15 protein-coding genes are annotated in these 15,051 nt (G+C 72.0%); 11 read left to right on the top strand and 4 right to left on the bottom strand.

Features of this window, described 5'->3' with window-relative positions:
- Position 1 precedes the first annotated feature (1 nt).
- Genes KXC43_RS33115 through KXC43_RS33085 form a run of 7 tightly spaced genes read left to right on the top strand, consistent with a single transcriptional unit; the run spans position 2 to position 7,359 of the window.
- Positions 2–472 (top strand): (2Fe-2S)-binding protein, encoded by a 471-nt coding sequence (locus tag KXC43_RS33115; RefSeq protein ID WP_221380148.1) that lies wholly within the window; start codon positions 2–4, stop codon positions 470–472.
- Positions 469–2,862 (top strand): aerobic carbon-monoxide dehydrogenase large subunit, encoded by a 2,394-nt coding sequence (locus KXC43_RS33110; RefSeq protein ID WP_221380147.1) that lies wholly within the window; start codon positions 469–471, stop codon positions 2,860–2,862. The genes KXC43_RS33115 and KXC43_RS33110 overlap by 4 nt, the downstream gene beginning before the upstream one ends.
- A 7-nt stretch (positions 2,863–2,869) precedes the next feature.
- The gene (locus KXC43_RS33105) at positions 2,870–3,754 is read left to right on the top strand and encodes an XdhC family protein (protein WP_221380146.1); all 885 of its coding nucleotides are present in this window, start codon (positions 2,870–2,872) and stop codon (positions 3,752–3,754) included.
- A 3-nt stretch (positions 3,755–3,757) separates the two neighbouring features.
- A complete protein-coding gene (locus tag KXC43_RS33100) occupies positions 3,758–4,330 on the top strand; it encodes a nucleotidyltransferase family protein (RefSeq protein ID WP_221380145.1) in 573 nt (190 codons plus the stop codon).
- Complete coding sequence (locus KXC43_RS33095; RefSeq protein ID WP_221380144.1) at positions 4,327–5,187, top strand: AAA family ATPase; 861 nt, start codon at positions 4,327–4,329, stop codon at positions 5,185–5,187. The genes KXC43_RS33100 and KXC43_RS33095 overlap by 4 nt, the downstream gene beginning before the upstream one ends.
- Positions 5,184–6,104 carry an SRPBCC family protein gene (locus tag KXC43_RS33090; protein WP_221380143.1) on the top strand — a complete coding sequence of 307 codons (921 nt, stop codon included), beginning with the start codon at positions 5,184–5,186 and terminating at the stop codon, positions 6,102–6,104. The genes KXC43_RS33095 and KXC43_RS33090 overlap by 4 nt, the downstream gene beginning before the upstream one ends.
- Positions 6,091–7,359: a vWA domain-containing protein gene (locus tag KXC43_RS33085; protein ID WP_255645269.1), complete on the top strand. Its 1,269-nt coding sequence runs from the start codon at positions 6,091–6,093 to the stop codon at positions 7,357–7,359. The genes KXC43_RS33090 and KXC43_RS33085 overlap by 14 nt, the downstream gene beginning before the upstream one ends.
- 22 nt (positions 7,360–7,381) lie before the next feature.
- Here the strand turns inward: KXC43_RS33085 and KXC43_RS33080 are convergent, their stop codons facing one another.
- Positions 7,382–7,963: a TetR/AcrR family transcriptional regulator gene (locus tag KXC43_RS33080; protein ID WP_221380142.1), complete on the bottom strand. Its 582-nt coding sequence runs from the start codon at positions 7,961–7,963 to the stop codon at positions 7,382–7,384.
- A gap of 52 nt (positions 7,964–8,015) precedes the next feature.
- Here KXC43_RS33080 and KXC43_RS33075 point away from each other — a divergent pair, with 52 nt between their 5' ends.
- Entirely contained in the window at positions 8,016–8,651 is a 636-nt protein-coding gene (locus KXC43_RS33075; protein ID WP_221380141.1) for a CPBP family intramembrane glutamic endopeptidase, read from the top strand.
- Positions 8,652–8,660: 9 nt separating this feature from the next.
- On the opposite strand, the gene KXC43_RS33070 is transcribed toward KXC43_RS33075, so the two are convergent.
- Positions 8,661–9,617 carry a LysR family transcriptional regulator gene (locus tag KXC43_RS33070; protein WP_221380140.1) on the bottom strand — a complete coding sequence of 319 codons (957 nt, stop codon included), beginning with the start codon at positions 9,615–9,617 and terminating at the stop codon, positions 8,661–8,663.
- A 151-nt stretch (positions 9,618–9,768) separates the two neighbouring features.
- On the opposite strand from KXC43_RS33070, the gene KXC43_RS33065 reads away from it, so the two are divergent.
- Positions 9,769–10,416: a GntR family transcriptional regulator gene (locus tag KXC43_RS33065; protein ID WP_221380139.1), complete on the top strand. Its 648-nt coding sequence runs from the start codon at positions 9,769–9,771 to the stop codon at positions 10,414–10,416.
- Entirely contained in the window at positions 10,406–11,422 is a 1,017-nt protein-coding gene (locus KXC43_RS33060; protein ID WP_221380138.1) for a 1-aminocyclopropane-1-carboxylate deaminase, read from the top strand. The genes KXC43_RS33065 and KXC43_RS33060 overlap by 11 nt, the downstream gene beginning before the upstream one ends.
- On the opposite strand, the gene KXC43_RS33055 is transcribed toward KXC43_RS33060, so the two are convergent.
- Together KXC43_RS33055 and KXC43_RS33050 are read right to left on the bottom strand one after the other, a co-directional pair.
- Positions 11,401–13,179: a sensor histidine kinase gene (locus KXC43_RS33055; protein WP_308129372.1), complete on the bottom strand. Its 1,779-nt coding sequence runs from the start codon at positions 13,177–13,179 to the stop codon at positions 11,401–11,403. The two genes, KXC43_RS33060 and KXC43_RS33055, sit on opposite strands and share 22 nt — an antisense overlap.
- Positions 13,180–13,211: 32 nt before the next feature.
- A complete protein-coding gene (locus tag KXC43_RS33050; RefSeq protein WP_221380136.1) occupies positions 13,212–13,901 on the bottom strand; it encodes a response regulator transcription factor in 690 nt (229 codons plus the stop codon).
- Between the two features lie 91 nt (positions 13,902–13,992).
- Here KXC43_RS33050 and KXC43_RS33045 point away from each other — a divergent pair, with 91 nt between their 5' ends.
- Positions 13,993–15,045, top strand: a complete 1,053-nt coding sequence (locus KXC43_RS33045; protein WP_221380135.1) for a peptidoglycan-binding protein — start codon at positions 13,993–13,995, stop codon at positions 15,043–15,045.
- The last annotated feature ends 6 nt before the right edge of the window (positions 15,046–15,051 follow it).

Here is a 15,051-nt window from a genome sequence, read left to right as displayed (position 1 = left end):
CATGCAGGTCACGATGACCGTCAACGACGTCGAGGTCACAGCCGAGATCGAGGGCCGGCTGCTGCTCGTGCACTTCCTGCGCGACACGCTGAGCCTGACCGGCACGCACTGGGGCTGCGACACGAGCAACTGCGGCACGTGCGTGGTCTGGCTCGACGGAGAACCCGTCAAGTCGTGCACCGTGCTCGCCGCCATGGCCGACGGGCACGCCGTCCGTACGGTCGAAGGCCTGGCCAGAGGGGCCGAGCTCGACCCGATCCAAGAGGGCTTCATGCAGTGCCACGGCCTGCAGTGCGGGTTCTGCACCCCGGGCATGATGATGACCTGCCGGGCCCTGCTCGACAAGAATCCCGACCCGACCGACGCCGAGATCCGCGAGGCCATCAGCGGGCAGATCTGCCGGTGCACGGGCTATTCGACGATCGTGCGCTCGGTGCGCTGGGCGTCGGTTCACGAGGCGGCGAACAAATGACGACAGTCGAAGAGCCGAAGACCACAACATTCGACGACAACGACCAGAAGCCGGTCGGCTTCGGCCGCATGTTGCGCAAGGAAGACCCGCGGCTGCTGCGCGGGCGCGGCCGCTTCACCGACGACGTGCAACTGCCCGGCATGCTGCACCTCGCGATCCTGCGCTCGCCGTTCGCCCACGCCCGGGTCGTCAGCGTCGACACCAGCGCCGCCGAGGCCGCGCCGGGCGTCAAGGCCGTCGTCACCGGCGAGACCCTCAAGGGGCTGGGCCTGGCCTGGATGCCGACGCTCTCCAACGACGTGCAGGCCGTGCTGGCCACCGACAAGGTGCGTTTCCAGGGGCAGGAGGTCGCGTTCGTCGTCGCCGAGGACCGGTACGCCGCCCGCGACGCGCTCGAACTGATCGACGTCGAGTACGAGGTGCTCGACCCGGTCATCGATGTGCGGCAGGCGCTCGCGCCGGACGCGCCGCTGATCCGCGACGACCTCGAGGGCAAGGCCGACAACCACTGCTTCGACTGGGAGACCGGCGACGCCGACGAGACCGAGGCCGTCTTCGCCCGCGCCGACGTCGTCGTCCAGCAGGACATCGTCTACCCGCGCGTGCACCCGGCCCCGATGGAGACCTGCGGCGCGGTCGCCGACTTCGACGCGGTCGAGGGCAAGCTCAAGCTGTGGTCGACCACCCAGGCCCCGCACGCCCACCGCACGCTCTACGCCATCGTGGCCGGCCTGCCCGAACACAAGATCCAGGTGATCGCGCCGGACATCGGCGGTGGCTTCGGCAACAAGGTGCCGATCTACCCCGGCTACGTCTGCGCGATCGTCGGCTCCATCGTCACCGGCAAGCCGGTGAAGTGGATGGAGGACCGCTCGGAAAACCTGATCAGCACCGGCTTCGCCCGCGACTACATCATGCGCGGCGAGATCGCGGCCACCCGCGACGGCAAGATTCTGGGCATCCGCACCAACGTGCTCGCCGACCACGGCGCGTTCAACGGCACGGCGGCGCCGGTGAAATACCCGGCCGGCTTCTTCGGCGTCTTCACCGGCAGCTACGACATCGAGGCCGCCTACTGCAAGATGACCGCCGTCTACACCAACAAGGCGCCGGGCGGCGTCGCGTACGCCTGCAGCTTCCGCATCACCGAGGCGGTGTACCTGGTCGAGCGCATCGTCGACTGCCTGGCCGCCGAGCTCGACATGGACCCGGCCGAGCTGCGCCTGAAGAACTTCATCCAGCCCGACCAGTTCCCGTACACGACGAAGACCGGCTGGGTCTACGACTCGGGCAACTACGAGCCCACGATGCGCCTGGCCATGGACATCGCCGGCTACGCCGACCTGCGCCGCGAACAGGAAGAGAAGCGGGCCCGCGGCGAGCTGATGGGCATCGGCATCTCGTTCTTCACCGAGGCCGTCGGGGCCGGGCCGCGCAAGAACATGGACATCCTGGGCCTGGGCATGGCCGACGGCTGCGAGCTCCGGGTGCATCCGACCGGCAAGGCCGTCGTACGGCTGTCGGTGAAGACGCAGGGGCAGGGCCACGAGACGACATTCGCGCAGATCGTCGCGGAGGAGATCGGCATCCCGCCGGCCGACATCGAGGTCGTGCACGGGGACACCGACCAGACGCCGTTCGGCCTGGGCACGTACGGAAGCCGCTCGACCCCGGTCTCGGGCGCGGCCGCCGCCCTGGTCGCCCGCAAGGTGCGCGACAAGGCGCAGCTGATCGCCTCGGCGATGCTCGAGGTGACCGTGGCCGACCTGGACTGGGTGAAGGGCTCGTTCCAGGTCAAGGGCGACCCGGCCAAGGCGGTCACCATCCAGCAGATCGCGATGCGCGCCCACGGCGCGGGCGACCTGCCCGAGGGCGTCGAGGGCGGGCTCGAGGCCCAGATCTGCTACAACCCGTCCAACCTGACCTACCCGCACGGCGCGTACATCTGCGTCGTCGACATCGACCCCGGCACCGCGCAGGTGAAGGTGCGGCGCTTCATCGCCGTCGACGACTGCGGCACCCGGATCAACCCGATGATCATCGAGGGGCAGATCCACGGCGGGCTCACCGACGGCGTCGGCATGGCCCTGATGGAGATGATCTCGTTCGACGAGGACGGCAACTGCCTCGGCGCCTCCCTCATGGACTACCTCATCCCGACCGCGCTCGAAGTGCCCGACTGGGAGACCGGCTACACGGTGACCCCGTCGCCGCACCACCCGATCGGGGCCAAGGGCGTGGGCGAATCGGCCACGGTGGGCTCACCGCCGGCCATCGTCAACGCCGTGGTCGACGCCCTCAAGCCGTACGGGGTGCGCCACGCCGACATGCCGCTCACACCGTCCCGGGTCTGGGACGCCATGCGCGGCCGCGCCACCCCGCCGATCTGAGGTGCTCATGTCTTCTGTTGCTGAACGCGTCGCCGACCTGTCCCAGGCGCGCCGCCCGTTCGTGCACGCGACGGTCGTCCGCGCCCAGGAACCGACCTCGGCGCGGCCCGGCGACGACGCGGTGATCCTCGACGACGGCTCCATCGAGGGGTTCGTGGGCGGGGTGTGCGCCGAGAGCTCCGTACGGGCGGCGGCGCTCGACTCGCTGAAGGACGGCAACACGGTGCTGCTGCGCGTGCTGCCGGAAGACAACGCGGAGTTCCCGGAATCGCCCGGGGCGCTGGTCGTGGTCAACCCGTGCCATTCGGGCGGGGCGATCGAGATCTTCCTGCGCCCGGTGCTTCCCAGGCCGCTGCTCGGGGTGGTGGGCACCACGCCGATCTCCCGCGCGGTCGGCGACCTGGCTTCGTATCTGGATTTCGAAGTGGCGCCGGCGGCCTCTTTCGAGGGGGCGGTGGCCGTGGTGGTGGCCGGGCTCGGGCGCGACGAGGAGCGGGCGATCCGCGCAGCGCTGGACGCCGGGGTGCCGTACGTGGCCCTGGTGGCCAGCCACAAGCGGGGCGCCGTGGTGCTGGACGGGATGGGGCTCACCCCGGACGAGCGGACCCGGGTGCGCCCACACGCCGGGATCGACATCGGGGCCCGTACGCCCAAGGAGATCGCGCTCTCGATCCTGGCCGAGATCGTCCGCGAGCTGCGCGCCGATGCTGCGATGCCTTCGACCTCCGGGCCGGCACTCGTCACGATCTCGGCGGGCCCGCCTCGTCAAGCGATCGACCCCGTCTGCGGCATGACCGTCTTCATCGACGACGACACTCCGCACGCTGTCGTCGACGGGCAGGACTACTGGTTCTGCCGGGTGGGGTGCCGCGACAGCTTCGTGGCGGGCTAGCCGATGGGTGTCACCGGTCTGGTGCTCGCGGCGGGCGGCTCGCTGCGGCTGGGGGAGGCCAAGCAACTGCTTCCCTTCCACGGCCGTACTTTGCTCGACGCCACCCTCGACGTTGCGCGCTCCTGCGGCTTCGACCAGTTGCTGGTCACCGTCGGCGGGTCGGCCGCACAGGTACGCGACCGGGTCGATCTCGCCGGCTGCACGGTGATCGAGAACCCTTTGTACTCATCGGGGTGTGGATCTTCGGTGTCGTCGGCCATCCCGCGGGTGCGGGGTGGCTCGCTGGTGCTGCTGCTCGGCGACCAGCCCGGCGTACTCGCTTCGTCGGTGAAAGCAATGCTGGGCGCGCCGACACCGATCGCCGTGTGCCGCTACGACCACGGGCTCGGGCATCCTTTCCTGTTCCGCCGCAGCGTGTTCGGCGACCTCACGGAACTGCACGGCGACAAGGCGGTGTGGAAGCTGCTGCACTCCGGCGCGTACGCGGTGACCGAGGTGCCGGTGTCCGGGCCGGTGCCGATCGACGTGGACACGCGCGAGGACTACGCGCGTCTGCTGGCCGGTGAGGCTCGGTGAAGGACGCGTCCGACGTACGGGCCCGGCTCGACGCCGTGGATTATCTGGTCGACGACGGCCTGGCCATGGCGGTGTTCCTCGCGCTGCGGCTCGGCAAGCCGCTGCTGCTCGAAGGGGAGCCGGGCGTCGGCAAGACCGCTGCCGCCAAGGCGCTGGCGCTCGCCTTGCGGACGCCGTTCATCCGGTTGCAGTGTTACGAGGGGCTGACCGCCGGGGAGGCCCTCTACGAGTGGAACTACCAGCGGCAGCTGCTCGCGATCAGGCTGGCCGAGGCCAAACAGGAGAAGCTGTCCGACGCCGACCTGTTCACCGCCGAGTTCCTGCAGGAAAGGCCCATTCTCCGAGCCGTACGCCATGCCGGGCCGACGCCGCCGGTGTTGCTCATCGACGAGATCGACCGGGCCGACGACGAGTTCGAGGCGTTGCTGTTCGAGTTCCTCGGCGAGGCCGCGATCACCGTGCCCGAACTGGGCACGTTCACCGCGCTGCGGCCGCCGGTCGTGGTGCTCACCTCCAACCGCAGCCGCGACCTGCACGACGCTCTGCGCCGCCGATGCCTGTACCACTGGATCGAATTCCCCGCCCCCGCCCGCGCCGCCGAGATCGTCCGGCGGTCCGTGCCCGGGGCCACGGAGCCGCTCATCCGCAGCGCCGCCGAGTTCATCGGGCGCGTACGCGGTCTCGAGCTCGACAAGGCGCCCGGCCTGGCCGAGACGATCGACTGGGTGTCGGCCCTGTCCGCGCTCGGCGTCACCGACCTGACCGACGCCGCGGTCATCGGCACCCTCGGCACGATCGCCAAGACCCCCGACGACCGGGCCGCCGTCGCTCTCGCCGTCCACCAGGAGACCCCATGAAGATCACCAATGAGTTCACCGTGCACACCCCGATCGACCGCGCATGGCAGGCGCTGACCGACCTTCCCGGGATCGCTCCGTGCCTGCCCGGCGCCCAGCTGACCGGGGTCGACGGCGACGTCTACCGGGGCCAGGTCAAGGTGAAGGTGGGCCCGGTGATCTCCGACTTCGCCGGCACGGCCCAGTTCACCGAGAAGGACGACGAGAAGTACCGCGCGGTGATCGACGCCAAGGGCCGCGACTCCCGGGCCGGCGGCAACGCCGCGGCCCTGGTCACCGCGGCGCTGACCCCCGCCGGCGACAGCACGCTCGTCACCGTCGACACCGACCTGAAGATCAGCGGCAAGCTGGCCCAGTTCGGCAGCGGCATGATCAAGGAGATCTCCAACAAGCTGCTGGCCCAGTTCGTGGCCAACCTCGAAGCCAAACTGGCCGCCGACCAGCCCGCCGCCGCGCCCGCCCGGGCCGAGTCGACGAATGGGGTCGCCCCGGCCGCCCCGTCGCCCACCACGGAGGCCCCCTCGGCCGCCGCGGTCGATACTGCCCCGGGAACGGCGGCGGTAGTGGCACCCGGCGTGCCCGGGCAGCGGCCCAGCGCCGAGGCTCCCAGCCCCGAGACGCTCACCGCGAACCTCGTTCCGGCCGATCCGGGCGCGGCCGAGCCGGCCACCCCCGCGGTCGCCGGCAGCGAGCCCTTGGCCGCCTCCACGACGACGGAACCGGCAGCGGTCACGGCTCCGCCCGCAACCACCACGCCACCCGCACCGACAACGACGCCGGCCGCCGCCGGCGTCGAGCCCGAGGCGCTGGATCTGCTGGCCGTGGCGGGCAGCTCGGTCTACAAGCGGCTGATCCCGCTCGGCGTCGTCGTGGCCGTCATCATCGCCGTCATCGCGTGGCTCCTTGGCCGGCGCTGAGCCTCCCTCCGGCGCGGCACCCCGGCACCCCGGCCCGGGAAGCCCGCCGCCGGCCCGGCCGGTGCTGCTCCGTGGCACCGACCGGGCCGCCCTCGCCGTGGCCCTGGTCGACCGCCTGCGCCGTGCCGGCCTGCCCACCGGCCTCACCGAGACCGGCGACTTCGTCCACGCGATCGAAGTGAGCCCGCCCCTCTCGGTGAACACGCTCTACTGGACGGCCCGGATAGCCCTGGTCCGCCGCCAGCCCGACCTGGCGGTCTTCGACGAGGTGTTCGCCGCGGTCTTCGCCGACGCCCCGCCCCTGCCCCTGACCCGCCAAGCCGGCAACACCCCCGCTCGCCGGGACGACGTACACGTCCCCGTCCCCGCCGACACCCAGCCGCCGGCCGACGGCCGCGGCCTGCCCTGGGCGACCCTGCCCCCGGCGGTGGCCCCGGCCGACCCCACCGACGCGACGCTGCACACGCCCGAACGCCGACCCAGCGCCCTGGCCGCCCTGGCCGAACTCCCCTTCGAGGACCTCGACGCCACCCAGACGGAACTGCTCGGCGAGGCCCTGCGAGCCACCCTCACCCGCTGGCCCACCCGTCGCACCCGCCGCCACGCGGCCGACCCCGCCGGCCGCCGCATCGCCCTGCGCCCGACGATCGCCCGCGCCCGCCGCACCGCGTGGGAGCCGGTGGCGCTGGTCCGTGAACGTCCCGTCCGCCGCCCCCGCCGAGCCGTCCTGCTGTGCGACGTGAGCGAATCCATGCGCGCCCAGGCGACCGCCTACCTGCACCTCATGCGCGCCTTCACCCTGGTGGCCGACGCCGAGGTGTTCGCCTTCGCCACCACCCTGACCCGCCTGACCCCCACCCTGCGCCACGCCTCAGCCGCAGAAGCCATCGCCCGAGCCGGCGCCCTGGTGACCGACCGCTTCGGCGGCACGAAGATCGCGACCAACCTCGCCGCAGTCCTGGATTCCCACCACGGCAACACCCTGCGCGGCGCCCTGGTGATAGTCGCCTCCGACGGCTGGGACAGCGACCCACCGGCCCGGATGGACGCCGCCATGTCCCGCCTGCGCCGCCGAGCCCACCGCATCCTCTGGCTGAACCCACGAGCGAGCGCTCCCGGCTTCCTCCCCACGGTCGCCGGCATGGCGGCAGCCCTGCCGTACTGCGACCGCCTGCTCCCCGCAGCCACGTTCCAGGACCTGACCCGAGCCGCTCACCTGCTCCAGCACCTGAACACCCCCGCCCCACGCCGCTGACACCCCGCCCCGCAACGCCTGCTCAGGACGGGATGAGGAGGGCGCGGACGGCTTCGACCGCGTCGCCGAGCAGGGCGTCGGGGGCGGTGGCGTGCTGGGCGGCGCCGTCGAGGAGCCACTGTGTATACCGGGCCAGGTGTTCGGGCGTGACGTCGGTTCTGATCTCGGAACGGGCGGACGCCTCGGAAAGGTGCCGGACGAGGAACGCCCTGATCAGCGTGGACTCGTCGTCGAGCACTGCGGCCACCTCGGGCAGCAGTTCGACGCCGGCGACGGCGTGGACGAAACCGCCGAAGTGCGGGTCGGCCATCTCGGTTTGCAAGCTGCCCGCGTACGCGAGAACTGCGCCCAGACCGGTGCCGTCGCTCTCGATCCGGGACAGCGCCTGGCGTGTCTGTTGCAGCCCGGCGGTGAGCACGCCGACCAGGGCATCGAGCTTCGTCGGGAAGTAGTGGAAGAACGTGCCCGACGAGATGCCGGCGCCACGACAGATCGACGCCGTGCTGGTGCGGTCGTAGCCCGAGACCGCGAACTGCCGGTAAGCCTCGCTCAGGATGGCATCGCGCCGTTCGGTGTGACGCCTCTCGTCGACGATGCGACCCATGGTGGTTTCCTTTCCAGTAGAGCGATCGCTCTAGAGCGGCTACTCTAGCAAAATGAAAGCCGCGGCCAGGATCCCCCTCGGCCTGGTTCTGGCCTACCTCCCGATGTGGTTGCCCCCGCTGGCGCGAGCGGCCGATGCCGGCATCGGTGTCACCGGCCCCGCTTCCTCGATCCTCTGGAACGCCCTTGCGGTCGTCCTGCTCGTCGCCTACATCTATGGCGTCGAGCGGCGGCGCCTGGATTCCATCCGCCTGGTCCGGCCCACCGGCAAAGATCTCGAGTGGGCGCTCATCCTCTTCGGCTGCCACATGGCCTGGGCCTGGCTGGTCCGCACCATCCGGCCCCCGCCGGACGACGACGGAACCGCCACCATCACTGCCATGCCCGTCCTCGCGGTGGTCGCCCTCGTCCTCTCGGCGGCAGTCTTCGAGGAGGTCCTCTACCGCGGCTATCCGATCGAGCGTCTCACCGAGCTCACCGGCCGCACCTGGCCGGCCCTGGCGATCACGGTTCCGCTGTTCGTGGCGCCGCACCTGGTCTTCTTCTCGCCGTCGTGGCTGCTCTACCAGGCCTCCGGCACGCTGGCGCTCTACGTTCTGTTCGTCTGGCGCCGCAACCTGATCGCCTGCATGCTCCTGCACCTGGCCATCAATCTGCCCATCCTGATCCCTACCGTCGCCGGTCGCTGAGCGGGCGTGTCAGCTCCAGAGGGTCACGTGGACGGACGGGCGGAAGTGGCCGGCCTTGGCGCCGGCGCCGCGCATCATGGCCTGGATGGCTCGGGGGGTGGAGGCGAAGCGGCACAGCTCGGCGGCGGGGGAGGGGACGCCCTGGTCGAGGCGGGTCAGGGCGTGCCAGCCGGCCTCGAGGACGGCGTGCGGGCTGGGCAGCTGGATCACGCTGCCGTTGCGGATGTCGGGGGCCACGGCGAACGACAGGGCGGGGGTCACTCCCTTGCCGCGCTTGGCTTCCTCGAGGGCGGCGGCGTTGCTCTGATAGATGTGCTGGCGTTCCTCGGGGACGCCCAGCCGGGCCAGCAGGTCGGGGATGGCGCCCGAGCCGGCGGTGGCCGACGGGCCGAGCAGCCACGTCTGGTCGCGCAGCTGGGCGGCCGACGGGCGCAGATGGACGATCGGGTTGTCGGGCCCGGTCACGACCACGACGCGGTAGTTCATGACCGGGCGGGCAGTGAGCGCGGGATCGAGCACCGCGGGCGGCGGGCCGATGGCGATGTCGATCGTGCGGCTCAGCAGCAGCGCCTCGAACGAGCCGGGGTCGCGGACGCTGAGTTCCAGATCGAGGTCGTCGGCGCGGGCGGCGAAGCGCTCGATCAGGCCGGGCGCCGCGTGCTCGGCGAACAGGCTCGAGGCGCCCACCCGCAGCAGACGGCGGCCGCGACCGGCCGCGCTCACTTCGAGCACCGTGATGTCCTGCAGGCCGAGCAGTTCGGTCGCGCGGCTGGCCAGTCGCAGGCCGCCGGGAGTGAAGGCCAGCCCGGCCGCCGTACGGGAGAAGAGCTGATCGCCGAGCTCGCGCCGCAGCTGGCCGATGTGCAGCGAGATCGCGGACTCGGAGACCGACAGGTGGGCCGCCGCCTGTTTGACCGAGCCCAGCCGGACGACGGCGGAGTAGGCGCGCAGCTGCGTCGGAGTCATCACCGGCGCTCACCCATGTTCCGCCCCCAAGGCCGTTCCCGAGTTCTTCTCGCAATCTAGCGCGGCAACCTGGGCTCGGGCTGCCCCGGAGATCCGCTTGAATTACGGGCGGAGCTAGCTTTCGCCACGTCTGACATCTAACATTTCAGTCGTGGAACGGGTGCACCGCAGGCTGCTGCGTGAGACGGCGTACGAAGCGATTCGCGACGCCGTGGTGCGCGGCGACCTCGCGCCGGGGGCAGCGGTGAACAGCGCCGAGCTGGCCGATCGGCTCGGCCTGTCGCGAGCCCCGGTGCGCGACGCTCTGGCCCGGCTGGCCGACGAGGGCCTGGTCGAGACGAAGCCGCAGAGCTACACGCGGGTGACCCGGGTTGCGCCGAGCGAGGTGCGCGACGCCGCCGCCGTGGTGCGGGCGATGCACGAGCTGGCCGCGTCGGCGACGGTCGGGGCTCTCGGCGCGGACGACATCGCGCGGATGCGAGCCGCCAACGAGCGCTTCGAGGCAGCCGCGCGCGCCGGTGACATCGACGCTGCCATGGCAGCCGACGACGACCTGCACGGTGTGCTGGTGCGCGCCAGCGGCAACCGCGCCCTGGCCGCCACCATCGAGCGCTACACCCCGCTGATCCGCCGCCTCGAACGTCTCCAGTTCGGCCGCGACCACGCCCGCCGCTCCGTCGAGCGGCACGACGACCTGATCGCCGCCTGCGCTGCCGGCGATGCCGCGACGGCAACCGAGATGACCGGCCTGATCTGGCGGTCGCTGGAAAACCTGGGAGACGACGACCATGGCCATTGATTTCGAGCGCTACCCGCTGCTGTTCGGCCCGTCCCCGGTGCACCGGCTCGACCGTCTCACGGCCCACCTGGGCGGCGCCGCCGTCTGGGCCAAGCGCGAGGACTGCAACTCCGGCATCGCCTACGGCGGCAACAAGACCCGCAAGCTCGAATACCTGGTCGCCGACGCGCTGGCCCAGGGCTGCGACACGCTGGTTTCGATCGGGGGCGTCCAGTCCAACCACACCCGTCAGGTCGCCGCGGTCGCCGCCCGGGCCGGCCTCAAGTGCGTGCTGGTGCAGGAGAGCTGGGTCGAGTGGCCCGACTCCGTCTACGACAAGGTCGGCAACATCCTGATCAGCCGCCTGGCCGGGGCCGAGGTGCGGCTGGTGCGCTCCGAGTTCGGCATCGGCTTCAAGGAGAGCTGGGAACAGGCGTTGCGCGACATCGAGGCGTCCGGCGGCAAGCCCTACGCGATCCCGGCCGGCGCTTCCGACCACCGGCTCGGCGGTCTCGGCTTCGCCAATTGGGCGTACGAGGTGGAGGTGCAGGAGGCCGAGCTGGGCGTCTTCTTCGACACCGTCATCGTCTGCTCGGTCACCGGCAGCACCCAGGCCGGCATGATCGCCGGGTTCGCCGCCCTGCGCGACGCCGGCTCCCGGCCCCGCCGCGTGCTGGGCATCGACGCCAGCGCCAAGCCCGCCGAGACCCACGCCCAGGTCGCCCGCATCGCCCGCGACACCGCGTCGCTGATCGGCGTGACCCGCGACCTGACGGACGACGAGATCCTGCTCGACGACCGCTACCACGCCGGCACCTACGGCATCCCCGACGAGGCGACCCTGGACGCCATGCGGCTGGCCGCCCGCACCGAGGGCATGGTCACCGACCCGGTCTACGAGGGCAAGTCGATGGCCGCCCTGATCGATCTGGTCTCGCGGGCCGAAATCCCCCGCGACTCCACTGTGCTCTATGCCCACCTCGGCGGCCAGCCCGCCCTGAACGGCTACAGCGCCCTGTTCTCCTGACCGGGCAGCCGGACGGTGAAGGTGGTTCCGGCGCCGGGAGTGCTGTCGGCGGTCAGTGTGCCGCCGTGGGCTTCGGCCAGCTTGCGGGCGATGGGCAAGCCCAGGCCGCTGCCGCCGGTGGCCCGGCTGCGCGAGGTGTCGGCCCGCCAGAAGCGGTCGAAGATCTTCGGTAGGTTGTCGGGGCTGATGCCCACCCCGGTGTCGCGGACGGTGATGGTGGAGCCGTGGGCCCGCACCGTCACCGAGCCGCCGGGCGGGGTGTAGCGGATCGCGTTCGAGACCAGGTTGCCCAGCAGCTGGCGCAGGCGCACCGGGTCGGCGCGGAGCACCGGATCGCCGTCGGTCGCGGTCTCCAGGCGTACGCCGGCGGTGTCCGCGGCGGCCCGGTGCGCCTCGGCCACCTGGGCCAGCAGGTCGCGCAGCACCGTGGGCGCCGGGTGCACCCGCAGCGTGCCGGCGTCGGCCGCGGCCAGGTCGCTCAGGTCGTCGATGATGTGCTGCAGCTGCACCGCCTCCTCGTGCAGCAGCGTGAGCAGCTGAGCGTCCGTCGGCGCCAGGTCGTCCTGGGCCGCCTCGAGCCAGCTGCGGATGTTGGTCAGCGGGGTCCGCAGCTCGTGGGCCACGTCGCTGACCATCGCCCGCCGCTGGGTCTCGGCCCGGTCCCGGCGTTCGGCCGAGTCGTGGAGGGCCCGGGCCAGCAGGCCGATCTCGTCCTGCCGGGAGACCGCGGCCGGCGTGTGCTGGTCGGCGGCCACGGTCAGCGCGCGCAGCGGTCGTACCAGGCGCCGGCCGACCAGCACGGTCACGACGATGGTGACCAGCAGCACGGCGCCGGTGGTGGCCACGATCCGGGCCGTGTTGGCCGGTGACAGCGTGAACCGGGTCCGGTCGGCGCCGGCGCCGGGGTCGGTGACGAACAGCAGGGCGGGCGGCGCCACGTACTTCCGCAGCATGGCGCGCCGCGAACTGTCGAGGCAGGTGCGGATGCGGGCGACGTCCTTCGTCCTCGTCGACTGGAACAGCGACTCGGACGGGACGATCTGGTCCTGGGGCCCGCCGCCGTCGATCCCGGACTTTCCCAGCACGGCCGAGAAGTCCGGGGCGACGTACACCGTGTAGTTCACCGGAATCTTCAGGCAGCGCGCGGTGGACCGGCCGAGCGTCCGCAGGGCCTTCGCCTCGCTCCTGGTCGTCAGGTCGCGCAGCGAGGACACGCAACCGGCGGCGGCGGGGTCGGGCGTGGCCAGGGTGATCGCCGGTCGGCCGCTGGGCAGCTGTTCCACCGTGGCCCCGATGCCGGTGCCGCGCACACAGGCCAACGCGTCGGAGGCCGCCTTCTGCAGCAGCGGTCGCTCGGCTGCCGGCACCCGGAACGGCCCGGCGGCCCGGGCGTCGATCCGCTCGTCGCCCCCGACGAGGCCCAGGTCGAGGGCGAGCGGGTCGACCAGAGCCGACGGCCGGGCCGTACGCAGGGAGGACCCGCCGCCCGAGTCGGCGATCACGGTCCGGTCGGGCGTCATCAGCGTGATCCGGCGACCCAGCTCGGCCGCCCGGGCGTCGATCAGGCCGCCCGCCCCGGACCAGTCGGCGTGCGTGGCCGCGTAGCCGGTCAGCAGGTCGTAGACGCCCTTCTCGGCGGTGAGCGAGCGGCCCTGTTCCTGGGTGATCGCGCGGGTGGCGGTGCGGGCCGCGAGCCACGCCGTCGCCACGGTGGCCGCGATCGCGATCAGCACCGAGGTGACCAGCAGCCGGGTCACGAGGCTGTGCCTCAGCGGCACCCGGGCCGCTCTCACGGCGTACCGGAAGAAAGCTTGTAGCCCACCCCGTAGACGGTGACCAATCGGGTGGGCTGCTGCGGATCGGACTCGATCTTGCGGCGCAGGTTGAGCACGTGCATGTCGATGGTGCGCTCGGTCGAGCTGCGGTCGATGCCGCGGGTGTGGTGCAGCAGCTGGGCGCGCGTGAACACCCGGTCCGGCTGGTCGGCCAGCGCGGCCAGGATGGCGAACTCGCCCCGGGTGCACTCGACCGGTTCGCCGTCGACCGTCACGTGGTGGCGGGCCAGATCCACGGCGAGCCGGCCGATCCGCCGCGGCCCGGGCCCGTCCGGCCCGGCCGGCGCCCGCCGCAGCAGCGTCCGCACCCGGGCCATCAGCTCGCGCGGGCTGTACGGCTTGGTCAGGTAGTCGTCCGCGCCGAGCTCCAGGCCGAGCAGCAGGTCGTCCTCGGTGGCCCGGGCGGTCAGCATCAGCACCAGCACGTCCGACTCCTGGCGCAGCGTGCGGCACACGCGCAGCCCGTCCAGGCCGGGCATCATCACGTCCAGCACCAGCAGGCCCGGCCGCCACCGCCGGGCCTCGTCGAGCGCGGCCCGCCCGTCGTGCACGACCAGCGTCTCGTGTCCCGCCGCGGTCAGGTAACGCCGCACGACCTCGGCCTGCCGGGGGTCGTCCTCGGCGACCAGCACCTTCGCGCACATGGCGGCGACTATAGGTCGGCCGGGAAAGGGCCGGCCCGGATCCGGCGATACCTGACAGGATCCTGACGATCGCCGGACACGCTGCTCAACCATGCCTTACCGCAAAATCACGACCGGCGTCCTGGCGGTGGTCGTCCTGGCCGCCGCGGCCGTCTTCGTCCTGACCCGTGACCGCGAAGCCGGCCGGACGCCGGTGGCCGAGCAGAGCGCGCAGGTCGCGACCGTGCGGGTCGAGCGCCGGGACCTGTCCACCACGACGTCGCTGCCCGGCCGCATCGGCTACGGCTCGGCCCGCCCGCTCGCCGGGCACACGACGGCCACGGTGACCTGGCTGCCGCCCGTGGGCAAGACGATCAAACGGGGTCGGCAGGTGTTCCGGGCCGACGACGCGCCGGTGGTGCTGTTCTACGGCGGGATGCCGCTCTACCGGCCCATCGCCACGCCGCTCATGTCGGGGCGGGACGTGCGGATCATCGCGGACAACCTGCGGGCGCTGGGCTACCGGGTCGGCCGCCGGCCCGCGAACACGCCGGCCGGCGAGAGCGTGTTGACCCCGGCCCTGACGGCCGCGATCAAGAGATGGCAGCGGGATCTCGGGCGGCCGGTCACCGGGACGGTCGCGGTGGGCGACGTCGAAGTGCAGGCCGGGGCCGTACGGGTGGAGTCGCTGACCGTGCAACCCGGCGTTCCCGCCGCCGCGGAGCTGATGACCGTCACCTCGACCCGCAAGGTGATCACCGTGGCGGCCGAGCTGGGCGACGCGGCCAAGCTGACGCGGGGCGCCCGGGTGAGCGTCGCGCTGCCCGACGACCGTACGGTCAGGGCCCGGGTCACCGCCGTGGGCCGCGACCTGACCGCCGGCGACGGCGAAGCGCCCAAGCTCACGGTCTCCGTGGTGGTCGACGATCCCCGGAGCATCGCGCGGCTGGACTCGGCCGAGGTCGAGGTCAGGTTCCCCGGGCGTACGGCGAAAAAGATCCTGGCCGTGCCGATCGAGGCGCTCGTGGCGCTCAGCGAGGGCGGTTACGCCGTGCAGGGACCGCAGGGTTTGGTCTCCGTCAAGACCGGCATGTTCGCCGGCGGCTGGGTGCAGGTGAGCGGCCCCGGCCTGACCGAGGACATGACCGTGGTCGTGGCCTCGTGAGCACGC

The organism is Paractinoplanes polyasparticus (assembly GCF_019710575.1).
Taxonomy (GTDB): Bacteria; Actinomycetota; Actinomycetes; order Mycobacteriales; family Micromonosporaceae; genus Actinoplanes; species Actinoplanes polyasparticus.
Note: the sequence above shows the minus strand (reverse complement) of the source record. Positions and strands in the feature narration are given on the sequence as shown.

What these genes read in the sequence shown, in the direction of transcription:
- KXC43_RS33050 (WP_221380136.1), bottom strand. Translation starts at nt 13,901, where the DNA reads ATGTGCGCGAAGGTGCTGGTCGCCGAGGACGACCCCCGGCAGGCCGAG.
- KXC43_RS33060 (WP_221380138.1), top strand. Translation starts at nt 10,406, where the DNA reads ATGGCCATTGATTTCGAGCGCTACCCGCTGCTGTTCGGCCCGTCCCCG.
- KXC43_RS33105 (WP_221380146.1), top strand. Translation starts at nt 2,870, where the DNA reads ATGTCTTCTGTTGCTGAACGCGTCGCCGACCTGTCCCAGGCGCGCCGC.
- KXC43_RS33110 (WP_221380147.1), top strand. Translation starts at nt 469, where the DNA reads ATGACGACAGTCGAAGAGCCGAAGACCACAACATTCGACGACAACGAC.
- KXC43_RS33080 (WP_221380142.1), bottom strand. Translation starts at nt 7,963, where the DNA reads ATGGGTCGCATCGTCGACGAGAGGCGTCACACCGAACGGCGCGATGCC.
- KXC43_RS33070 (WP_221380140.1), bottom strand. Translation starts at nt 9,617, where the DNA reads ATGACTCCGACGCAGCTGCGCGCCTACTCCGCCGTCGTCCGGCTGGGC.
- KXC43_RS33100 (WP_221380145.1), top strand. Translation starts at nt 3,758, where the DNA reads ATGGGTGTCACCGGTCTGGTGCTCGCGGCGGGCGGCTCGCTGCGGCTG.
- KXC43_RS33045 (WP_221380135.1), top strand. Translation starts at nt 13,993, where the DNA reads ATGCCTTACCGCAAAATCACGACCGGCGTCCTGGCGGTGGTCGTCCTG.
- KXC43_RS33075 (WP_221380141.1), top strand. Translation starts at nt 8,016, where the DNA reads ATGAAAGCCGCGGCCAGGATCCCCCTCGGCCTGGTTCTGGCCTACCTC.
- KXC43_RS33090 (WP_221380143.1), top strand. Translation starts at nt 5,184, where the DNA reads ATGAAGATCACCAATGAGTTCACCGTGCACACCCCGATCGACCGCGCA.
- KXC43_RS33115 (WP_221380148.1), top strand. Translation starts at nt 2, where the DNA reads ATGCAGGTCACGATGACCGTCAACGACGTCGAGGTCACAGCCGAGATC.